The sequence below is a fragment of the Alphaproteobacteria bacterium genome (assembly GCA_040216735.1).
GTDB lineage: Bacteria > Pseudomonadota > Alphaproteobacteria > SHVP01 > SHVP01 > CALJDF01.
This window is the reverse complement of sequence record JAVJOO010000006.1, coordinates 1-16,456: the sequence shown is the minus strand read 5'-3', so window position 1 is coordinate 16,456 and position 16,456 is coordinate 1. Positions and strand designations below refer to the sequence as shown.

Annotated in this window: 13 protein-coding genes and 1 tRNA gene; all 14 read left to right on the top strand. The window is 60.0% G+C overall.

The features are described 5' to 3' along the window. The coding region (gene tuf, locus RID42_17130) for an elongation factor Tu (protein MEQ8249405.1) at positions 1–137 on the top strand (137 nt) is incomplete at its 5' end. 9 nt (positions 138–146) lie between these two features. Next, positions 147–223, top strand: a tRNA-Trp gene (locus tag RID42_17125). Between the two features lie 20 nt (positions 224–243). Then, positions 244–441, top strand: coding sequence for a preprotein translocase subunit SecE (gene secE / locus RID42_17120; protein ID MEQ8249404.1), 198 nt, complete (start codon positions 244–246; stop codon positions 439–441). 5 nt (positions 442–446) lie between these two features. Further along, positions 447–977, top strand: coding sequence for a transcription termination/antitermination protein NusG (nusG, locus tag RID42_17115; protein MEQ8249403.1), 531 nt, complete (start codon positions 447–449; stop codon positions 975–977). A gap of 77 nt (positions 978–1,054) precedes the next feature. Beyond that, positions 1,055–1,483: a 50S ribosomal protein L11 gene (rplK, locus tag RID42_17110; GenBank protein MEQ8249402.1), complete on the top strand. Its 429-nt coding sequence runs from the start codon at positions 1,055–1,057 to the stop codon at positions 1,481–1,483. Positions 1,484–1,485: 2 nt separating this feature from the next. Then, a complete protein-coding gene (gene rplA, locus RID42_17105) occupies positions 1,486–2,181 on the top strand; it encodes a 50S ribosomal protein L1 (protein MEQ8249401.1) in 696 nt (231 codons plus the stop codon). A 280-nt stretch (positions 2,182–2,461) separates the two neighbouring features. Beyond that, a complete protein-coding gene (rplJ, locus tag RID42_17100) occupies positions 2,462–2,977 on the top strand; it encodes a 50S ribosomal protein L10 (GenBank protein MEQ8249400.1) in 516 nt (171 codons plus the stop codon). Between the two features lie 51 nt (positions 2,978–3,028). Next, positions 3,029–3,400 (top strand): 50S ribosomal protein L7/L12, encoded by a 372-nt coding sequence (gene rplL, locus RID42_17095; protein MEQ8249399.1) that lies wholly within the window; start codon positions 3,029–3,031, stop codon positions 3,398–3,400. 166 nt (positions 3,401–3,566) lie between these two features. Further along, on the top strand, positions 3,567–7,664 hold the full coding sequence (gene rpoB, locus RID42_17090) for a DNA-directed RNA polymerase subunit beta (protein ID MEQ8249398.1): 4,098 nt from the start codon (positions 3,567–3,569) through the stop codon (positions 7,662–7,664). A 62-nt stretch (positions 7,665–7,726) separates the two neighbouring features. Further along, entirely contained in the window at positions 7,727–11,926 is a 4,200-nt protein-coding gene (gene rpoC / locus RID42_17085; protein MEQ8249397.1) for a DNA-directed RNA polymerase subunit beta', read from the top strand. Between the two features lie 349 nt (positions 11,927–12,275). Next, entirely contained in the window at positions 12,276–12,647 is a 372-nt protein-coding gene (rpsL, locus tag RID42_17080; GenBank protein MEQ8249396.1) for a 30S ribosomal protein S12, read from the top strand. Positions 12,648–12,660: 13 nt separating this feature from the next. Continuing rightward, complete coding sequence (rpsG, locus tag RID42_17075) at positions 12,661–13,131, top strand: 30S ribosomal protein S7 (GenBank protein MEQ8249395.1); 471 nt, start codon at positions 12,661–12,663, stop codon at positions 13,129–13,131. An 18-nt stretch (positions 13,132–13,149) separates the two neighbouring features. Next, entirely contained in the window at positions 13,150–15,225 is a 2,076-nt protein-coding gene (fusA, locus tag RID42_17070; GenBank protein ID MEQ8249394.1) for an elongation factor G, read from the top strand. A gap of 36 nt (positions 15,226–15,261) precedes the next feature. Beyond that, positions 15,262–16,452, top strand: a complete 1,191-nt coding sequence (gene tuf, locus RID42_17065) for an elongation factor Tu (protein ID MEQ8249393.1) — start codon at positions 15,262–15,264, stop codon at positions 16,450–16,452. The last annotated feature ends 4 nt before the right edge of the window (positions 16,453–16,456 follow it).

The window sequence follows — 16,456 nt, the reverse complement described above, 5'->3', positions numbered from 1 at the left end:
TGGTGATGCCGGGCGACAACGTGACGATGGAAGTTGAGTTGATCGCGCCGATCGCGATGGACGACGGTCTGCGCTTCGCCATTCGCGAGGGCGGACGTACCGTCGGCGCCGGCGTCGTCGCATCAATCATCGAGTAAAGAGGCCTTAGGAGTGTAGCTCAACTGGCTAGAGCACCGGTCTCCAAAACCGGGGGTTGTGGGTTCGAGTCCCTCCACTCCTGCCAAGGATAGAAGTCAAGAAGATATGGCCAAACCAAACCCCGTCGAGTTTTTGCGACAAGTCCGTCAGGAGACCTCAAAGGTCACCTGGCCGACCCGTCGCGAAACGCTGATTTCGGTCGCGATGGTCGTCATCATGGTCGTTCTGTTTTCGATCTTTTTCTTTGTGGTCGACCAGATATTTTCGTTTGGCGTCCGTGCGATCTTGGGCCTGGGAGGCTGACGGCCGTGGCCATGCGTTGGTATATCGTTCACGTTTATTCGGGCTTTGAAAACAAGGTCGCGCAGTCGATCATGGAGCAGGCCGATATCAAAGGCCTTGGCGAACTGATCGAAGAGGTGTTGGTACCGACCGAAGAGGTCGTCGAAATGCGCCGCGGCAAAAAGGTCAACGCCGAGCGCAAGTTCTTCCCGGGTTACGTTTTGGCCCGGATGGAAATGACCGACGAAACCTACCACTTGATCAAGAACACACCGAAAGTGACGGGTTTCTTGGGGGCGGCAGCAAAACCGTCGCCGGTGAGTCAGGCTGAGGTTGATCGCATCCTGGTTCAAGTCCAAGAGGGAATCGAACGACCGAAGCCGTCGATCACGTTCGAGGTCGGCGAGCAGGTCAGAGTTGCGGATGGCCCGTTCACGTCGTTCAACGGTCTGGTGGAAGAAGTCGACGAGGAACGTACGCGGCTCAAGGTCGCCGTATCGATTTTCGGTCGGGCGACGCCGGTCGAGCTTGAATACACACAAGTCGAAAAACTTTGAGAATGTCGTGCGGGAGACCCGCCATGGTCGTACCGCGCACCCAGCAGCCGGCAGTCCGGCGAAGGAAGGGATAAGGAATGGCGAAGAAGATATCGGGCTATATCAAATTGCAGGTGCCGGCGGGGCAAGCAAACCCGTCGCCGCCGATCGGTCCCGCGCTTGGCCAGCGTGGCGTCGCGATCATGGAATTTTGCAAGGCGTTCAACGCCGCCACCCAGAACATGGAGCAGGGCGTCCCGATCCCGACCACGATCACGGTGTTTACCGACAAGTCCTTCACGTTCGAAACGAAAACGCCGCCGGTATCCTATTTCCTGAAGAAGGCGGCGAAGATCCAAAAGGGCGCGAAAATTGTCGGGCGCGAGACGGCCGGTCGCGTGACCCAGGCGCAATTGCGCGAAATCGCGGAACAAAAGATGGTCGATCTGAACGCCTATGATGTCGATGCAGCCATGGAAATGATCAAGGGCTCCGCCCGGTCGATGGGCATCGAGGTGGTGGGGTAATCATGGCAAAAGTTGGAAAAAGACTCGCGAAGGCCGTTGAGGGATTGGACCGGGACCGGGCTTACCCGATCGACGAGGCCGTCGGCTTGCTCAAGTCGTTCGCGACGACGAAGTTCGATGAGACGGTCGAGATCGCTATGAATCTCGGTGTCGATCCGCGGCACGCCGATCAAATGGTGCGCGGGGTCGTTTCACTGCCGAACGGGACGGGACGGACGGTACGGGTTGGCGTCTTCGCCCGGGGCGATAATGCCGATGCCGCAACCAAGGCCGGTGCTGACGTTGTCGGTGCGGAGGACCTCGCCGAACGGGTCCAAGGCGGTGACATACCCTTCGACCGGTGTATCGCGACACCCGACATGATGGCGATCGTCGGACGCTTGGGCAAAGTGCTCGGCCCGCGCGGTATGATGCCGAACCCGAAACTGGGGACGGTGACAACCGATGTCGCGAAGGCGGTCGCCGACGCCAAGGGCGGCCAGGTCGAATTCCGAGTGGAAAAGGCAGGGATCGTTCACGCTGGCGTGGGCAAGGCCAGTTTTGCCAAGGAAGCGCTGATCGAGAACGCCAAGGCGTTTGCCGATGCGATCAACCGGGCCAAGCCGACCGGTCAAAAGGGCGTATACCTGAAAAAGGTCTCACTCAGCTCGACGATGGGGCCGGGTATCAAGATCGACGTTCCCAGTCTGTTGGGCTGAGCGCGTCGCAAAGGTTTGAGTAGTTAGACGGCGTTCCGGCGGAGAAATCCGCCGAGCGAGGGTCGCAAGGCCCGATCCTGTCCGAGACTGTAGGTGCCGCCGAAAGGCGGGGTAATGATGGAAACATCGCCTGCATAGACAGTGGTAGACGCGTTTAGGCGGGATTCGATTCGCCTGGCGCTGGAAACCCTGGGGCAGGCAAGACGGACGCTTCGGTGAAGCGTCCTTGTGTGCAACCAGGCCGACACGGTTTCCGCGCCGGCCACCGACGGAGAGAAGAGTGGACCGATTAGAGAAAGAGAAGACGGTCGCCTCGCTCAACGAGATCTTCAGCAACACCGCTGTGGTCGTTGTGACCCAGAATGCGGGGTTGACGGTGTCGCAACTCACCGAGTTGCGACGGAAGATGCGTGAGGCAGGTGCCAGCTTCAAGGTCACTAAGAATCGACTCACAAAGCTCGCACTCCGCGGAACACCATACGAATCCCTATCGGACCTGCTCAAGGGGCCGACGGCGATCGCTTACTCGGACGACGTGGTGGCACCTGCAAAGGTCGCTGCCAGTTTCGCCAAGGCGAACGATCGCTTCGTCATCGTGGGCGGTGCGATGGGGCAATCTGTGCTCGATGAGAAAGGCGTCAAGGCCTTGGCCGAGTTGCCGTCTCTCGACGAGTTGCGAGGCAAGCTTGTTGGTTTGCTGCAGGCACCGGCGACAAAGATCGCAGGCGTCTTGCAGGCACCGGCGGGCCAACTGGCTCGCGTTTTCGGGGCGTATGGATCCAAGGATGCGGCGTAAGTCGCCTGAGTCGAAAGACTCCAACGAATTCGAATTTAGGAGCAAGAAGAAATGACCGATCTAGCGAAAATTGCAGAAGACCTTTCGAGCCTCACCGTCATGGAAGCCGCCGAGCTTTCCAAGATGCTTGAGGAGAAGTGGGGCGTATCGGCGGCAGCGCCGGTTGCCGTAGCGGCCGGCCCAGGTGCCGTGGCCGAGGCTGCGGAGGAGCAGACCGAGTTCACGGTCGTGTTGGCCTCTGTTGGCGACAAAAAGATCAACGTCATCAAAGAGGTTCGGGCGATCACCGGCCTGGGTCTCAAAGAGGCGAAGGATCTTGTCGAGGCAGCGCCGAAGGAAGTCAAAGAAGGTGCGTCCAAGGACGAAGCCGCCAAGATCAAAGAGCAGCTTGAGGGTGCGGGCGCGACCGTTGAGATCAAGTAGTCGAGCGATGAAAAAGCGGGGCGCCACATCGGCGGACCGTACACGACGCGAGGGCGTTACCTCATAGGCCGGCCGGCGGAATTTGATTCCGCCGGGCCGGTTCATGCGTTTCGCGCGCAGACCCACAGCGCGAAGCGGGATGACAAGCGGGTCTAAAGGAGCGGATATGTCACTGTCCTTCACCGGTCGCAAACGGGTTCGCAAAGATTTCGGTCGCATCATGGCGGCGACGTCGATGCCCAACCTGATCGAGGTGCAGAAAAGCTCCTGGGATACCTTCCTCCAGATTGGCGTTGTTGACGCGGATCGCACGGATACCGGCCTCCAGGCTGTCTTCAAGTCGGTGTTTCCGATCGCCGATTTCTCGGAGACATCCTCGCTCGAATTCGTCAAATACGAACTTGAGCACCCGAAATACGACACCGAGGAGTGCCAACAGCGGGGCATGACCTACGCGGCTCCGCTGAAGGTGACTTTGCGCCTGATCGTCTTCGAAGTGGACGAAGAGACCGGCTCGCGCTCGGTCCTCGATATCAAAGAGCAAGACGTCTACATGGGTGACATGCCGTTGATGACGAAAAACGGCACATTCATCGTGAACGGAACCGAACGGGTGATCGTGAGCCAAATGCATCGCTCGCCTGGCGTGTTCTTCGATCACGACAAGGGCAAGACCCATTCATCGGGCAAGTTCCTGTTCGCGGCGCGTGTCATTCCCTATCGCGGCTCGTGGCTCGACCTTGAATTCGACGCCAAGGACATCGTCCATGTGCGAATCGACCGGCGCCGCAAGCTGCCGGCGACAACTCTTCTGTATGCGCTCGGGATGGGCCAAGAAGAGATCCTCGAACAGTTCTACGACCGCGTTTCGTACGTATACGATGCCAAACGCGACGCCTGGAAAGTGCCGATGAATGCCGATCGCATGCGCGGGCTGAAAGCGGCGCGCGACATGATCAACGCCAAGACCGGCAAGGTCGCGATCGAGGCGGGGACGAAAATTACCGGCCGTATACTAAACAAGCTCCAAGAATCGGGGCTGGAAGAGCTCTTGGTGCCTTCGGAAGAGCTCATCGGCCGCTATATCGCGGTCGATCTGGTCGACGAAGAAACCGGCCGGATCCATGTTGAAGCGGGCGAAGAGCTGACCGAAGAGTCGATTGCGGCGCTGATCGAGGCTGGCGTGACCGGGGTGCCGACGCTCGACATCGACAACGTGACGATCGGTCCGTACATCCGCAATACGCTCGAAGTCGACAAAGTGACGGACCGCGAGCGGGCCTTGATCGAAATCTATCGGGTCATGCGTCCGGGCGAGCCGCCCACCGAGGAGACGGCGGAGAACCTATTCCAAAGCCTGTTCTTCGACTCCGAACGCTACGACCTCTCACCGGTCGGCCGGGTCAAGATGAATGCGCGCCTCGGTTTCGAGACCGACGATCAACTCCGCGTTCTTCGTAAAGAAGACATCCTGTCCATCCTAAAGACGTTGGTCGATTTGAAGGACGGTCGCGGCGAAATCGACGATATCGATCATCTCGGCAACCGGCGGGTCCGTTCGGTCGGCGAGTTGATGGAGAATCAGTACCGCATTGGCTTGCTCCGTATGGAGCGGGCGATTCGCGAGCGCATGAGTTCGGTAGAGATCGATACCGTCATGCCGCATGACCTCATCAACGCCAAGCCCGCCGCGGCGGCGGTGCGCGAGTTCTTTGGCTCGAGCCAGCTCAGCCAGTTCATGGATCAGACCAACCCGCTCGCCGAAATTACCCACAAACGCCGTCTCTCGGCGTTGGGGCCGGGCGGTCTGACACGGGAACGCGCGGGCTTCGAGGTTCGCGACGTTCACCCAACCCATTACGGTCGCGTGTGTCCCATCGAGACGCCCGAAGGTCCGAACATCGGTCTGATCAACTCGCTCGCGACCTATGCGCGGGTCAACAAGTACGGCTTCATCGAGAGTCCTTATCGCAAGGTTGCCGACGGTAAGATCGGCGACGACGTGGTCTATCTCTCGGCGATGGAGGAGGGGCGCTACACCATCGCCCAGGCGAACGCCGATCTCGATGCAACCGGTCGCTTTACCGCCGACCTGGTGAGTTGCCGGTCAGGGGGCGATTTCGTCATGGTCCGGCCCGAAGACATCAACTACATGGATGTTGCGCCCAAGCAGTTGGTATCGGTCGCGGCAGCGCTCATTCCATTCTTGGAAAACGACGACGCCAACCGCGCGCTGATGGGATCGAACATGCAACGCCAGGCGGTTCCGCTCATTCGTGCCGAAGCCCCGCTCGTCGGCACCGGCATGGAGGAGGTGGTCGCCCGCGACTCCGGCGTGACCTCGATCGCGCGCCGGTCCGGCATCATTAGCCAGGTTGACGCGACGCGTATCGTCATCCGCGCCGATAACGACGACGACCTGTCGTCGCCCGGTGTCGACATCTACAACTTGCTGAAGTTCCAGCGGTCCAACCAAAATACCTGTATCAACCAACGCCCGTTGGTAAAGATGGGCGATCGCGTCGAGGCCGGCGACATTATTGCCGACGGCCCGTCAACCGATCTCGGCGAATTGGCGCTCGGGCGTAACGTCCTCGTCGCGTTCATGCCGTGGCAGGGCTACAACTTCGAAGATTCGATCCTGATTTCCGAGCGTATTGTCCGTGACGATGTGTTTACCTCGATCCATATCGAGGAGTTCGAAGTCATGGCCCGCGACACCAAACTCGGCCAAGAGGAAATCACCCGCGATATCCCGAACGTGGGCGAAGAAGCGCTCAAGAATCTCGACGAGGCCGGCATTGTGTATGTCGGGGCCAACGTGGAGCCCTCCGACATCCTGGTCGGCAAGGTAACACCGAAGGGCGAATCGCCGATGACGCCGGAGGAGAAACTGCTCCGTGCGATCTTTGGCGAGAAAGCGTCGGATGTACGCGACACGTCGCTGCGCCTGCCTCCGAGCGTCACCGGCACCGTCGTTGAAGTGCGCGTCTTCAACCGTCACGGCGTCGAAAAGGACGAACGCGCCCTTGCCATCGAACGGGAGGAAATCAAGGCGCTCGCCAAGGATAAGGACGACGAGAAGGCAATCCTGGAGAGCAATACCTTCCACCGTCTCAAGGAAATGTTGACCGGCAAAACCGCGACGAGTGGGCCGAAGGGCTTCCCGGTCGGCAAAATCACCGAAGAAGCGTTGAGCCAGGTGACCCCGGGCCAGTGGTGGCAGATCGGCATCGAAGAGTCGGCAACGGCAGATTCGATCGAACGGCTGAAGACGCAGTTCGATTCCGCCGAAGCGGCCCTCCAGGCACGCTTTGAAAACAAAGTCGAGAAACTCCAGCGCGGCGACGAGTTGCTCCCTGGCGTGATGAAGATGGTCAAGGTCTTTGTCGCGGTGAAACGTAAGCTACAGCCTGGCGACAAAATGGCCGGACGGCACGGCAACAAGGGCGTGATTTCGAAGATCGTCCCGATCGAAGATATGCCGCATCTCGATGACGGCACACCGGTCGATGTCGTTCTCAATCCGCTCGGCGTGCCCTCGCGCATGAACGTCGGGCAGATTCTCGAAACGCACCTCGGTTGGGCATCGGCGCAACTCGGTCAGCAAATCGGCGAGATGGTCGATGCCGTCCGGCAGGGGCAGTCGTCCGGAGCGCTGCGCACCGAGTTGGAGGGGCTCTATGGCAAGGATCAGTACAAGCGGATGATTGCGCCGCTGTCCGAGCCGGAACTTATGGAGCTCGGCAACAACCTACGGCCCGGCGTGCCGATGGCGACACCTGTATTCGACGGTGCGCACGAAGCCGATATCGTCGAGCTTTTGGATCGGGCGGGTCTCGATACCTCCGGCCAAGTTTCCCTGGTGGACGGTCGTACCGGCGAGCGGTTCGCGCGCAAAGTCACGGTTGGTTACATCTACATGCTCAAACTCCACCACCTTGTGGACGACAAGATCCACGCCCGCTCGATCGGTCCATACAGCCTGGTTACCCAGCAGCCGTTGGGCGGTAAGGCGCAGTTCGGCGGCCAGCGCTTCGGCGAGATGGAGGTTTGGGCCCTGCAGGCTTACGGCGCCGCCTACACCTTGCAGGAAATGCTGACCGTGAAGTCGGACGACGTGGCAGGCCGGACGAAGGTCTACGAGGCCATTGTCCAGGGCGACGACACCTTCGAGGCCGGCGTGCCGGAATCGTTCAACGTTCTGGTCAAGGAACTTCGGTCTCTTGGTCTCAACGTCGAATTGTCCCAGACGGTCGGCTAGGTCGGACGAAGAATTATTGGGCGCGAGCCCGGCTCTAACAAAGAGCGGAAGGAGTTACGCGGATGAATGAGTTGATGCGCTTTTTCGGTCAGGTCGAAGGCGTTCAGAGCTTCGACCAGATCAAGATCTCGATCGCCAGCCCGGAACGGATCATGTCGTGGTCCTTCGGCGAGATTAAGAAGCCAGAGACCATCAACTACCGGACGTTCAAGCCGGAACGCGATGGGCTTTTCTGCGCCCGAATCTTCGGTCCGGTAAAGGATTACGAGTGCCTGTGCGGCAAGTACAAGCGCATGAAGTACCGCGGCATCGTCTGCGAGAAGTGCGGTGTCGAGGTGACGCTGAGCCGCGTGCGGCGCGAGCGCATGGGCCACATCGAACTGGCCTCGCCCGTGGCGCACATCTGGTTCTTGAAGTCGCTGCCGTCGCGGATCGGCCTGATGCTCGACATGACGCTGAAGGATCTGGAGCGCGTGCTCTATTTCGAGCAGTACATTGTCATCGACGCCGGTCTGACGCCGATGAAGCGGTTTCAGATGCTGACCGAGGAAGAATACCTCGACGCCCAAGACGAATACGGCGAAGAGAGTTTCACGGCGGGCATCGGCGCGGAAGCGATTCGCGAGATGCTGTCCAGCATGGACTTAGAGAAGGCCCGCGAAGATATCCGCACGGAACTCGCGGAGACGACCTCGACCGTCAAACCGAAGAAACTGATCAAGCGGCTCAAGCTGGTCGAATCGTTCATTAAGTCCGGTAACCGTCCGGAATGGATGATCCTCACGGTCATTCCCGTGATCCCGCCCGATTTGCGCCCGCTCGTGCCCCTCGATGGGGGCCGCTTCGCGACGTCCGATCTCAACGACCTCTACCGTCGGGTGATCAACCGGAACAATCGCCTGAAAAGGCTCATGGAACTGCGCGCGCCGGACATCATCGTTCGCAACGAAAAGCGGATGTTGCAGGAGTCGGTCGATGCGTTATTCGACAACGGTCGCCGCGGCCGCGTCATTACCGGTACGAACAAACGGCCGCTGAAGTCGCTTGCCGACATGCTCAAGGGCAAACAAGGGCGCTTCCGTCAGAACCTTTTGGGCAAGCGCGTCGATTATTCGGGCCGCTCGGTGATCGTCGTCGGGCCTGAGCTGAAACTGCACCAATGCGGCTTACCGAAAAAGATGGCCCTGGAGTTGTTCAAGCCGTTCGTCTACTCGCGGCTCGAGCACTACGGCATGGCGGCCACGATCAAGATGGCCAAGAAGCTGGTCGAGAGCGAACGGCCTGAGGTGTGGGACATTCTCGAAGAAGTCATTCGCGAGCATCCCGTGCTTCTCAACCGGGCCCCGACATTGCACCGACTCGGCATTCAAGCGTTTGAGCCGGTCTTGATCGAGGGTAAGGCGATCCAGTTACACCCGTTGGTCTGTACGGCGTTCAACGCCGACTTCGACGGCGATCAGATGGCGGTCCACGTGCCGTTGTCGCTCGAGGCGCAGCTCGAGGCACGCGTTCTGATGATGTCGACAAACAACATCCTCAGCCCGGCCAACGGCAAGCCGATCATCGTGCCGTCCCAGGACATTGTTCTTGGCCTCTACTACATGACGATCGCGCAAAACGGCGAGACCGGCGAGGGAATGACTTTCGCGTCGGTTGCGGAGATCGAACATGCGCTCGAAACCGGCGCCGTGGCACTCCACGCTCGGATCAAGGCGAGGTATCACACGGTCGACGAAACCGGTGCGCCGGTCCGCCTCGTTGTGGAAACCACCCCCGGCCGGATGTTGCTGTCCGATATCCTGCCCCGGCATCCAAACCTGCCGTTCTCCTTGATCAACCGCTTGCTGACTAAAAAGGAGACCAGCCAGGTCATCGACGAGGTCTATCGCCATTGCGGGCAAAAGGAGACCGTCCTGTTCGCGGACCGCCTGATGTCGCTTGGGTTCTCGAATGCTGCGCGCGCGGGTATTTCCTTCGGCAAGGACGATATGGTCATCCCCGGCGCCAAGATTAAGCTCGTCGACGAGACGCGCGAGCTGGTGAAGGAGTATGAGCTGCAATACCTCGACGGTCTGATCACTCAGGGCGAGAAATACAACAAAGTGGTCGACGCCTGGTCTCAATGCACCGAGAAGGTTGCGGACGAGATGATGAAAGGGATGTCGAGCGACGTCGAAGGTTCCGACGGCGGCGGCAAGAACGTCAACTCGATCTTCATGATGGCGCAATCCGGCGCACGCGGCTCGGTGGCCCAGATGAAGCAACTTGCCGGCATGCGCGGTCTGATGGCCAAACCGTCGGGCGAGATCATCGAAACGCCGATTATCTCTAACTTCAAAGAGGGCCTCTCGGTTCTCGAGTACTTCAACTCCACGCATGGCGCCCGTAAGGGTCTGGCGGATACCGCACTCAAGACCGCTAACTCGGGTTACTTGACCCGGCGGTTGGTTGACGTTTCGCAAGATTGCATCATCGTCGAACGGGATTGCGGTAGTCAAAACGGCCTGACCATCAAAGAGGTTCTCGAAGGCGGCGAAGTCATCGTGTCGTTGGGCGAACGGATCCTTGGCCGGTCGGCCGCGGTCGACGTCGTAGACCCGCTATCGGGCGAAGTTCTCGTCCGCGGCGGCGAGACCATGACCGAGTCCCACGTCAAAGAAGTCGAGCGCGCGGGCGTCGAATCGATCCTCCTCCGCTCGGTATTGACCTGCGAAAGCAAAGGCGGCGTGTGCGGAACTTGCTACGGGCGCGATCTCGCCCGTGGGACGCCAGTGAATATCGGCGAGGCCGTAGGTGTGATCGCTGCTCAGTCCATCGGCGAACCCGGCACACAGTTGACGATGCGTACGTTCCATATCGGTGGGACGGCCCAGCTTGCCGAACAGACCGGCGCCGAAGCGGCCTATTCCGGTTCGGCCCGCATCGAGAACAGAAATATCGTCAAAAACTCCAAGGGCGAACTCATCGTGATGGGTCGCAACACGGAAGTCGTCGTGATCGATCCCGATGGTCGCGAGCGCGGCCGTCACAAGGTGCCGTACGGTTCGCGGCTCCTGGTCGACGACGGCGGCGCGGTGACGAAGGGCGAAAAGCTCGCCCAGTGGGACCCCTACACGATCCCGATCATCACCGAACGCGAGGGTGTCGCGACCTACCGCGATCTCGTCGATGGCGTATCGATGCGCGATGTGGTCGACGAAGGAACCGGTATCGCGAGCAAAGTGGTTGTCGACTGGCGCCAACAGCCCAAGGGCAGCGACCTGCGGCCGCGGATTACCTTGCGCGACGATAAGGGCGAGGTCATTACCCTGGCGAATGGGATCGAGGCCCGGTATTTCCTGTCGGTCGACGCCATTCTGTCAATCAACGACGGCCAAGATGTCCATGCCGGCGACGTGTTGGCGCGTATTCCGCGGGAGTCGACGAAAACTCGCGACATCACCGGCGGTCTGCCGCGGGTGGCGGAGCTTTTCGAGGCGCGGATGCCGAAGGACCACGCTGTCATGGCGGAGTCCGAAGGTACCGTGGAATACGGCAAGGACTACAAGAACAAGCGCCGGATCATCGTCAACCCAACCGACGGCGGCGATCCCGTCGAGTACCTGATCCCGAAGGGCAAGCACATTGCTGTCCAGGAAGGCGACTTCGTGTCGAAGGGCGATTTGCTCCTCGACGGCAACCCCGTTCCCCACGACATCTTGCGGGTATTGGGCGTTGAGGCGTTGGCGGCTTACCTCGTGGCCGAGATCCAAGAGGTCTACCGGCTCCAGGGCGTCGGCATCAACGACAAGCATATTGAGGTGATCTGTCGGCAAATGCTGCAAAAGGTCGAGATTTTGACCTCAGGCGACACCACGTTCCTGGCCGGCGAGCACGTCGACCGCGAGGAATTTGCCGAGGCCAACAAGGAGGCCGAGGCCGAGGGGCTCAAGCCGGCAACCGCTGAACCGATCTTGCTCGGCATTACCAAAGCCTCGCTCCAGACCAAGTCGTTCTTCTCGGCGGCGTCCTTCCAGGAAACCACCCGGGTTCTGACCGAGGCGGCGGTTTCCGGCAAGATCGATCCGCTGGTCGGTTTGAAGGAAAACGTCATCGTCGGTCGTCTGATCCCGGCCGGAACAGGCGGGGTGATGAACAAAAAGCGGGCATTGGCCACGGAACGCGACCAGGAAGTTCTAGATCGCAACCAAGCCAGGATCGAGGCGGTCGAGGAAGCGGAAGCCAGTGCCGAGACCACGGAGGCGGAACCAGCCTCTCTCTAGAGCATTGAAACTAAAGGAAAACCGCCCCAAACCGGGGCGGTTTTCTTGTTTCGGCCCGGGCCTGGCCATGTTGCAATGCAGCATTGCCGCCGATGCGCGGCACCCCTCTCGTGGAACGCTGGGAAAGCCTCGCATTTATTGTGCGGCACCACTTGACGCTCGGAAGGCTCAACCATAGTATGCGCGCCTTCTGAGGGGCCGGTAGTAGGTTCGACCTAGACACGGTTCCCCCAGGAAACCGGTGACCATATTTGAAGCCCGGATACGGGCACGACCCGGCGGCGCTCTGGGAGCAGGCCGCATCGGGTCGTTTTGTACGTGGAAATTGCGCGAGGCGGCGAAGGTAACAATGCCAACGATCAATCAACTTGTTCGCAAGTCGCGTGAGCGGCCTGTCAAAAAGAACAAGGTTCCGGCGATGGAAGCATGCCCGCAAAAGCGCGGCGTTTGCACCCGCGTCTACACCACCACACCGAAGAAGCCGAACTCGGCGCTTCGTAAAGTGGCTCGCGTACGGCTGACCAACGGTTTCGAGGTCACCAGCTACATTCCAGGCGAGGGTCATAACCTTCAAGAGCATTCGGTGGTGATGATCCGCGGCGGGCGCGTCAAGGATTTGCCCGGCGTTCGCTACCATGTCATTCGCGGTATTTTGGATACGCAGGGCGTCGGCGATCGTCGTCAGCGCCGTTCCAAATACGGCGCGAAGCGTCCTAAGTAGAGGGGCCGCAGAAATGTCACGACGCCACGCTGCAGAGCGACGCGATGTCCTTCCCGACGCCAAGTACGGCGATAGGGTGGTCACCAAATTCATGAACTCGTTGATGTATGACGGCCGGAAGTCGGCCGCCGAGACGATCGTTTACGGCGCCTTCGATCGAGTTGCCTCGAAGAGCAAGCAAGACCCGGTGCGGCTGTTCCACGACGCGCTTGGAAACGTCAAGCCGGATCTTGAGGTGCGGTCGCGGCGCGTCGGCGGTGCGACGTACCAGGTGCCGGTTGAAGTGCGCACCGAACGGGCCCAGGCGCTGGCCATTCGCTGGGTTATCACCGCGGCGCGGGCGAGAAGCGAAAAAACCATGACAGAGCGCCTTGCAGGCGAGCTGCTCGATGCGTCGGAGAATCGCGGCACGGCGGTCAAGAAGAGGGAAGACACCCATCGTATGGCGGATGCCAATAAGGCATTCGCTCACTATCGTTGGTAATTCCAGGACATTATTCCCATGGCGCGCGTAACCCCCATTAGCGACTATCGCAATATCGGCATCATGGCGCACATCGATGCCGGTAAGACGACGACGACCGAGCGCATCCTCTACTACACCGGTATTTCCCACCGGATCGGCGAGGTCCACGACGGCAATGCCGTGATGGACTGGATGGAGCAGGAGCAAGAGCGCGGCATCACCATTACGTCGGCCGCGACGACCTGCTTTTGGGTAGGGCACCGGATCAACATCATTGATACGCCGGGTCACGTCGACTTTACGATTGAGGTCGAGCGCAGCCTGCGTGTCCTCGACGGCGCGGTCGCGGTTTTCGACAGCGTCGCGGGCGTCGAGCCGCAATCCGAAACGGTATGGCGCCAAGCCGACCGTTACAAAGTGCCGCGGATTTGCTTCGTCAATAAAATGGACCGTACCGGGGCGAACTTTTACCGCACCGTCGACATGATCGTGGACCGGCTCGGCGCGAACCCCCTCGTCCTTCAGTTGCCGCTCGGCATCGAAGCGGATTACGACGGGGTCATCGATTTGGTCGAGATGCGGGCGATCATCTGGAAGGATGAGACGCTCGGTGCAGAATTTACCTACGAGGACATTCCGGCAGAGTATGCCGAGAAGGCCGCCGAGTATCGCGCCAAGCTCGTCGATGCCGCGGTCGAGCAGGACGACGCTGCGCTTGAGCAATACCTCAACGGAACCGAGCCGGACGTTGCCACGCTGAAGCGGTGCATTCGAAAAGGTGCCATTAGCGGTGCATTTGTTCCCGTTCTGAACGGTTCGGCTTTCAAGAACAAGGGCGTCCAGCCGTTGCTGGATGCGGTGGTCGACTTCTTGCCGTCTCCGGTCGATGTGGACCATGTCACCGGTCATCTTCCCGACAGCGAAGAAGAGGTCGAGCGCAAGACCAGCGACGGCGAGCCCTTCTCGGCCCTAGCGTTCAAGATCATGACCGATCCGTTCGTCGGATCGCTCTCGTTCGTCCGCGTCTACTCCGGGGTGCTTGAGAGCGGCAATACCGTCCTCAACACCGTCAAAGGGAAGCGCGAGCGCATCGGTCGTATGCTGCAAATGCACGCGAATTCGCGCGAAGACATCAAAGAGGCGCGCGCCGGCGATATCGTCGCGATCGCGGGTCTCAAGCTGACGACGACCGGCGACACGCTCTGTGCCGAAGATAAGCCTGTCGTTCTGGAGCGGATGGACTTCCCGGATCCGGTCATCGAAATCGCGGTCGAACCGAAGACCAAGAACGACCAGGAGAAAATGGGCTTGGCACTCAACCGCCTCGCCCAAGAAGATCCCTCGTTCCGCGTGTCGACCGATGCCGAAAGCGGTCAGACCATCATCAAGGGGATGGGCGAACTCCACCTCGAGATCATTGTCGATCGTATGAAGCGCGAGTTCAAAGTGGATGCCAACGTCGGCGCCCCCCAGGTCGCCTACCGCGAAACCATTACAAAGGCCGCGGGCATCGACTATACCCACAAGAAGCAGACCGGTGGGTCGGGTCAATTTGCGCGTATCAAGCTCGAATTCGAGCCGTTGGACGCGGGCAGCGGGTTTGTCTTCGAAGACGAAATCCGCGGCGGCAACGTGCCCAAGGAATACATTCCCGGCGTCGAAAAGGGCCTCAAGTCGGTTGCCGAATCGGGTCTATTGGCTGGATTTCCGCTGATAGACTTCAAGGTGCGTCTGGTTGACGGTGCCTACCATGACGTCGACTCGAGTGTGATGGCGTTCGAAATCGCGGCGCGGGCCGCGATCCGCGAGGCCACCTCCAAGCTCGGCGTGAAGTTGCTTGAGCCGGTCATGAAGGTCGAGGTTGTGACGCCTGAGGAATATATGGGCGACGTGATCGGCGATCTGAACAGCCGGCGCGGGCAGATCAACTCGACCGATCCACGGGGCAATGCGACGGCGATCAATGCGATGGTCCCGTTGGCCAATATGTTCGGTTACGTGAATACGTTGCGCTCGATGTCGCAAGGGCGCGCGCAGTTCACGATGCACTTCGATCACTATCAGCAGGTTCCCCAGGCGGTGTCGGACGAAGTCCGCGCCAAACTGGCGTAGCCCGTCGTTAACATCGCAGCAGTTGGAGATTAAGCGATGGCGAAAGCGAAATTTGAGCGTACGAAGCCGCACTGCAACATTGGAACGATTGGCCATGTTGACCATGGCAAGACGTCGTTGACGGCAGCGATCACGAAGACGCTGGCTGAGACGGGCGGGGCGACGTACACGGCGTACGATCAGATCGACAAGGCGCCGGAGGAGAAGGCGCGTGGGATCACGATTGCGACGTCGCATGTTGAGTATGAGACGGAGAACCGTCACTACGCGCATGTGGACTGCCCGGGCCATGCGGACTACGTGAAGAACATGATCACGGGCGCGGCACAGATGGACGGCGCGATATTGGTTGTCTCTGCGGCTGACGGCCCGATGCCGCAGACGCGGGAGCACATTTTGCTGGCGCGCCAGGTCGGGGTACCGGCGATTGTTGTGTACATGAACAAGGTTGACCAGGTCGACGACGCGGAGTTGTTGGATCTGGTTGAGCTTGAGGTTCGTGAGCTTTTGTCGCTTTACGAGTATCCGGGCGACGATATTCCGATCGTTCGGGGCTCGGCGCTTGTGGCGCTTGAGGACGGCGACGCGGCGACAGGGAAAGATTCGATCCTAGCGCTGATGAAGGAAGTCGACGCGTATATCCCGCAGCCGGAGCGTCCGAAGGACAAGCCGTTCCTGATGCCGATCGAGGACGTGTTCTCGATCTCGGGCCGTGGGACGGTTGTGACGGGCCGTATTGAGCGCGGGATCGTCAAGGTTGGCGACGAGATCGAGATCGTCGGGATCAAGGACACGGCGAAGACGACGTGCACGGGCGTTGAGATGTTCCGCAAGTTGTTGGACAGCGGCGAGGCGGGCGACAACGTGGGTTGCCTGTTGCGCGGTATCGGCCGCGAGGATGTCGAGCGTGGGCAGGTTCTGGCGGCGCCGGGAAGCATCACGCCGCACACGAAGTTCAAGGCTGAGGCGTATGTGCTGACGAAGGACGAAGGTGGTCGTCACACGCCGTTCTTCACGAACTATCGTCCGCAGTTTTACTTCCGGACGACGGATGTGACGGGCGTTGTGAAGTTGCCTGAGGGCACCGAGATGGTGATGCCGGGCGACAACGTGACGATGGAAGTTGAGTTGATCGCGCCGATCGCGATGGACGACGGTCTGCGCTTCGCCATTCGCGAGGGCGGACGTACCGTCGGCGCCGGCGTCGTCGCATCAATCATCGAGTAAAGAG

Bases quoted from the DNA above. Each gene is read 5' to 3' on its own strand.
- fusA (MEQ8249394.1), top strand. From the start codon at position 13,150: ATGGCGCGCGTAACCCCCATTAGCGACTATCGCAATATCGGCATCATG.
- rpsG (MEQ8249395.1), top strand. From the start codon at position 12,661: ATGTCACGACGCCACGCTGCAGAGCGACGCGATGTCCTTCCCGACGCC.
- tuf (MEQ8249393.1), top strand. From the start codon at position 15,262: ATGGCGAAAGCGAAATTTGAGCGTACGAAGCCGCACTGCAACATTGGA.
- rpoC (MEQ8249397.1), top strand. From the start codon at position 7,727: ATGAATGAGTTGATGCGCTTTTTCGGTCAGGTCGAAGGCGTTCAGAGC.
- rpoB (MEQ8249398.1), top strand. From the start codon at position 3,567: ATGTCACTGTCCTTCACCGGTCGCAAACGGGTTCGCAAAGATTTCGGT.
- rplL (MEQ8249399.1), top strand. From the start codon at position 3,029: ATGACCGATCTAGCGAAAATTGCAGAAGACCTTTCGAGCCTCACCGTC.
- rplA (MEQ8249401.1), top strand. From the start codon at position 1,486: ATGGCAAAAGTTGGAAAAAGACTCGCGAAGGCCGTTGAGGGATTGGAC.
- secE (MEQ8249404.1), top strand. From the start codon at position 244: ATGGCCAAACCAAACCCCGTCGAGTTTTTGCGACAAGTCCGTCAGGAG.
- rplK (MEQ8249402.1), top strand. From the start codon at position 1,055: ATGGCGAAGAAGATATCGGGCTATATCAAATTGCAGGTGCCGGCGGGG.
- rpsL (MEQ8249396.1), top strand. From the start codon at position 12,276: ATGCCAACGATCAATCAACTTGTTCGCAAGTCGCGTGAGCGGCCTGTC.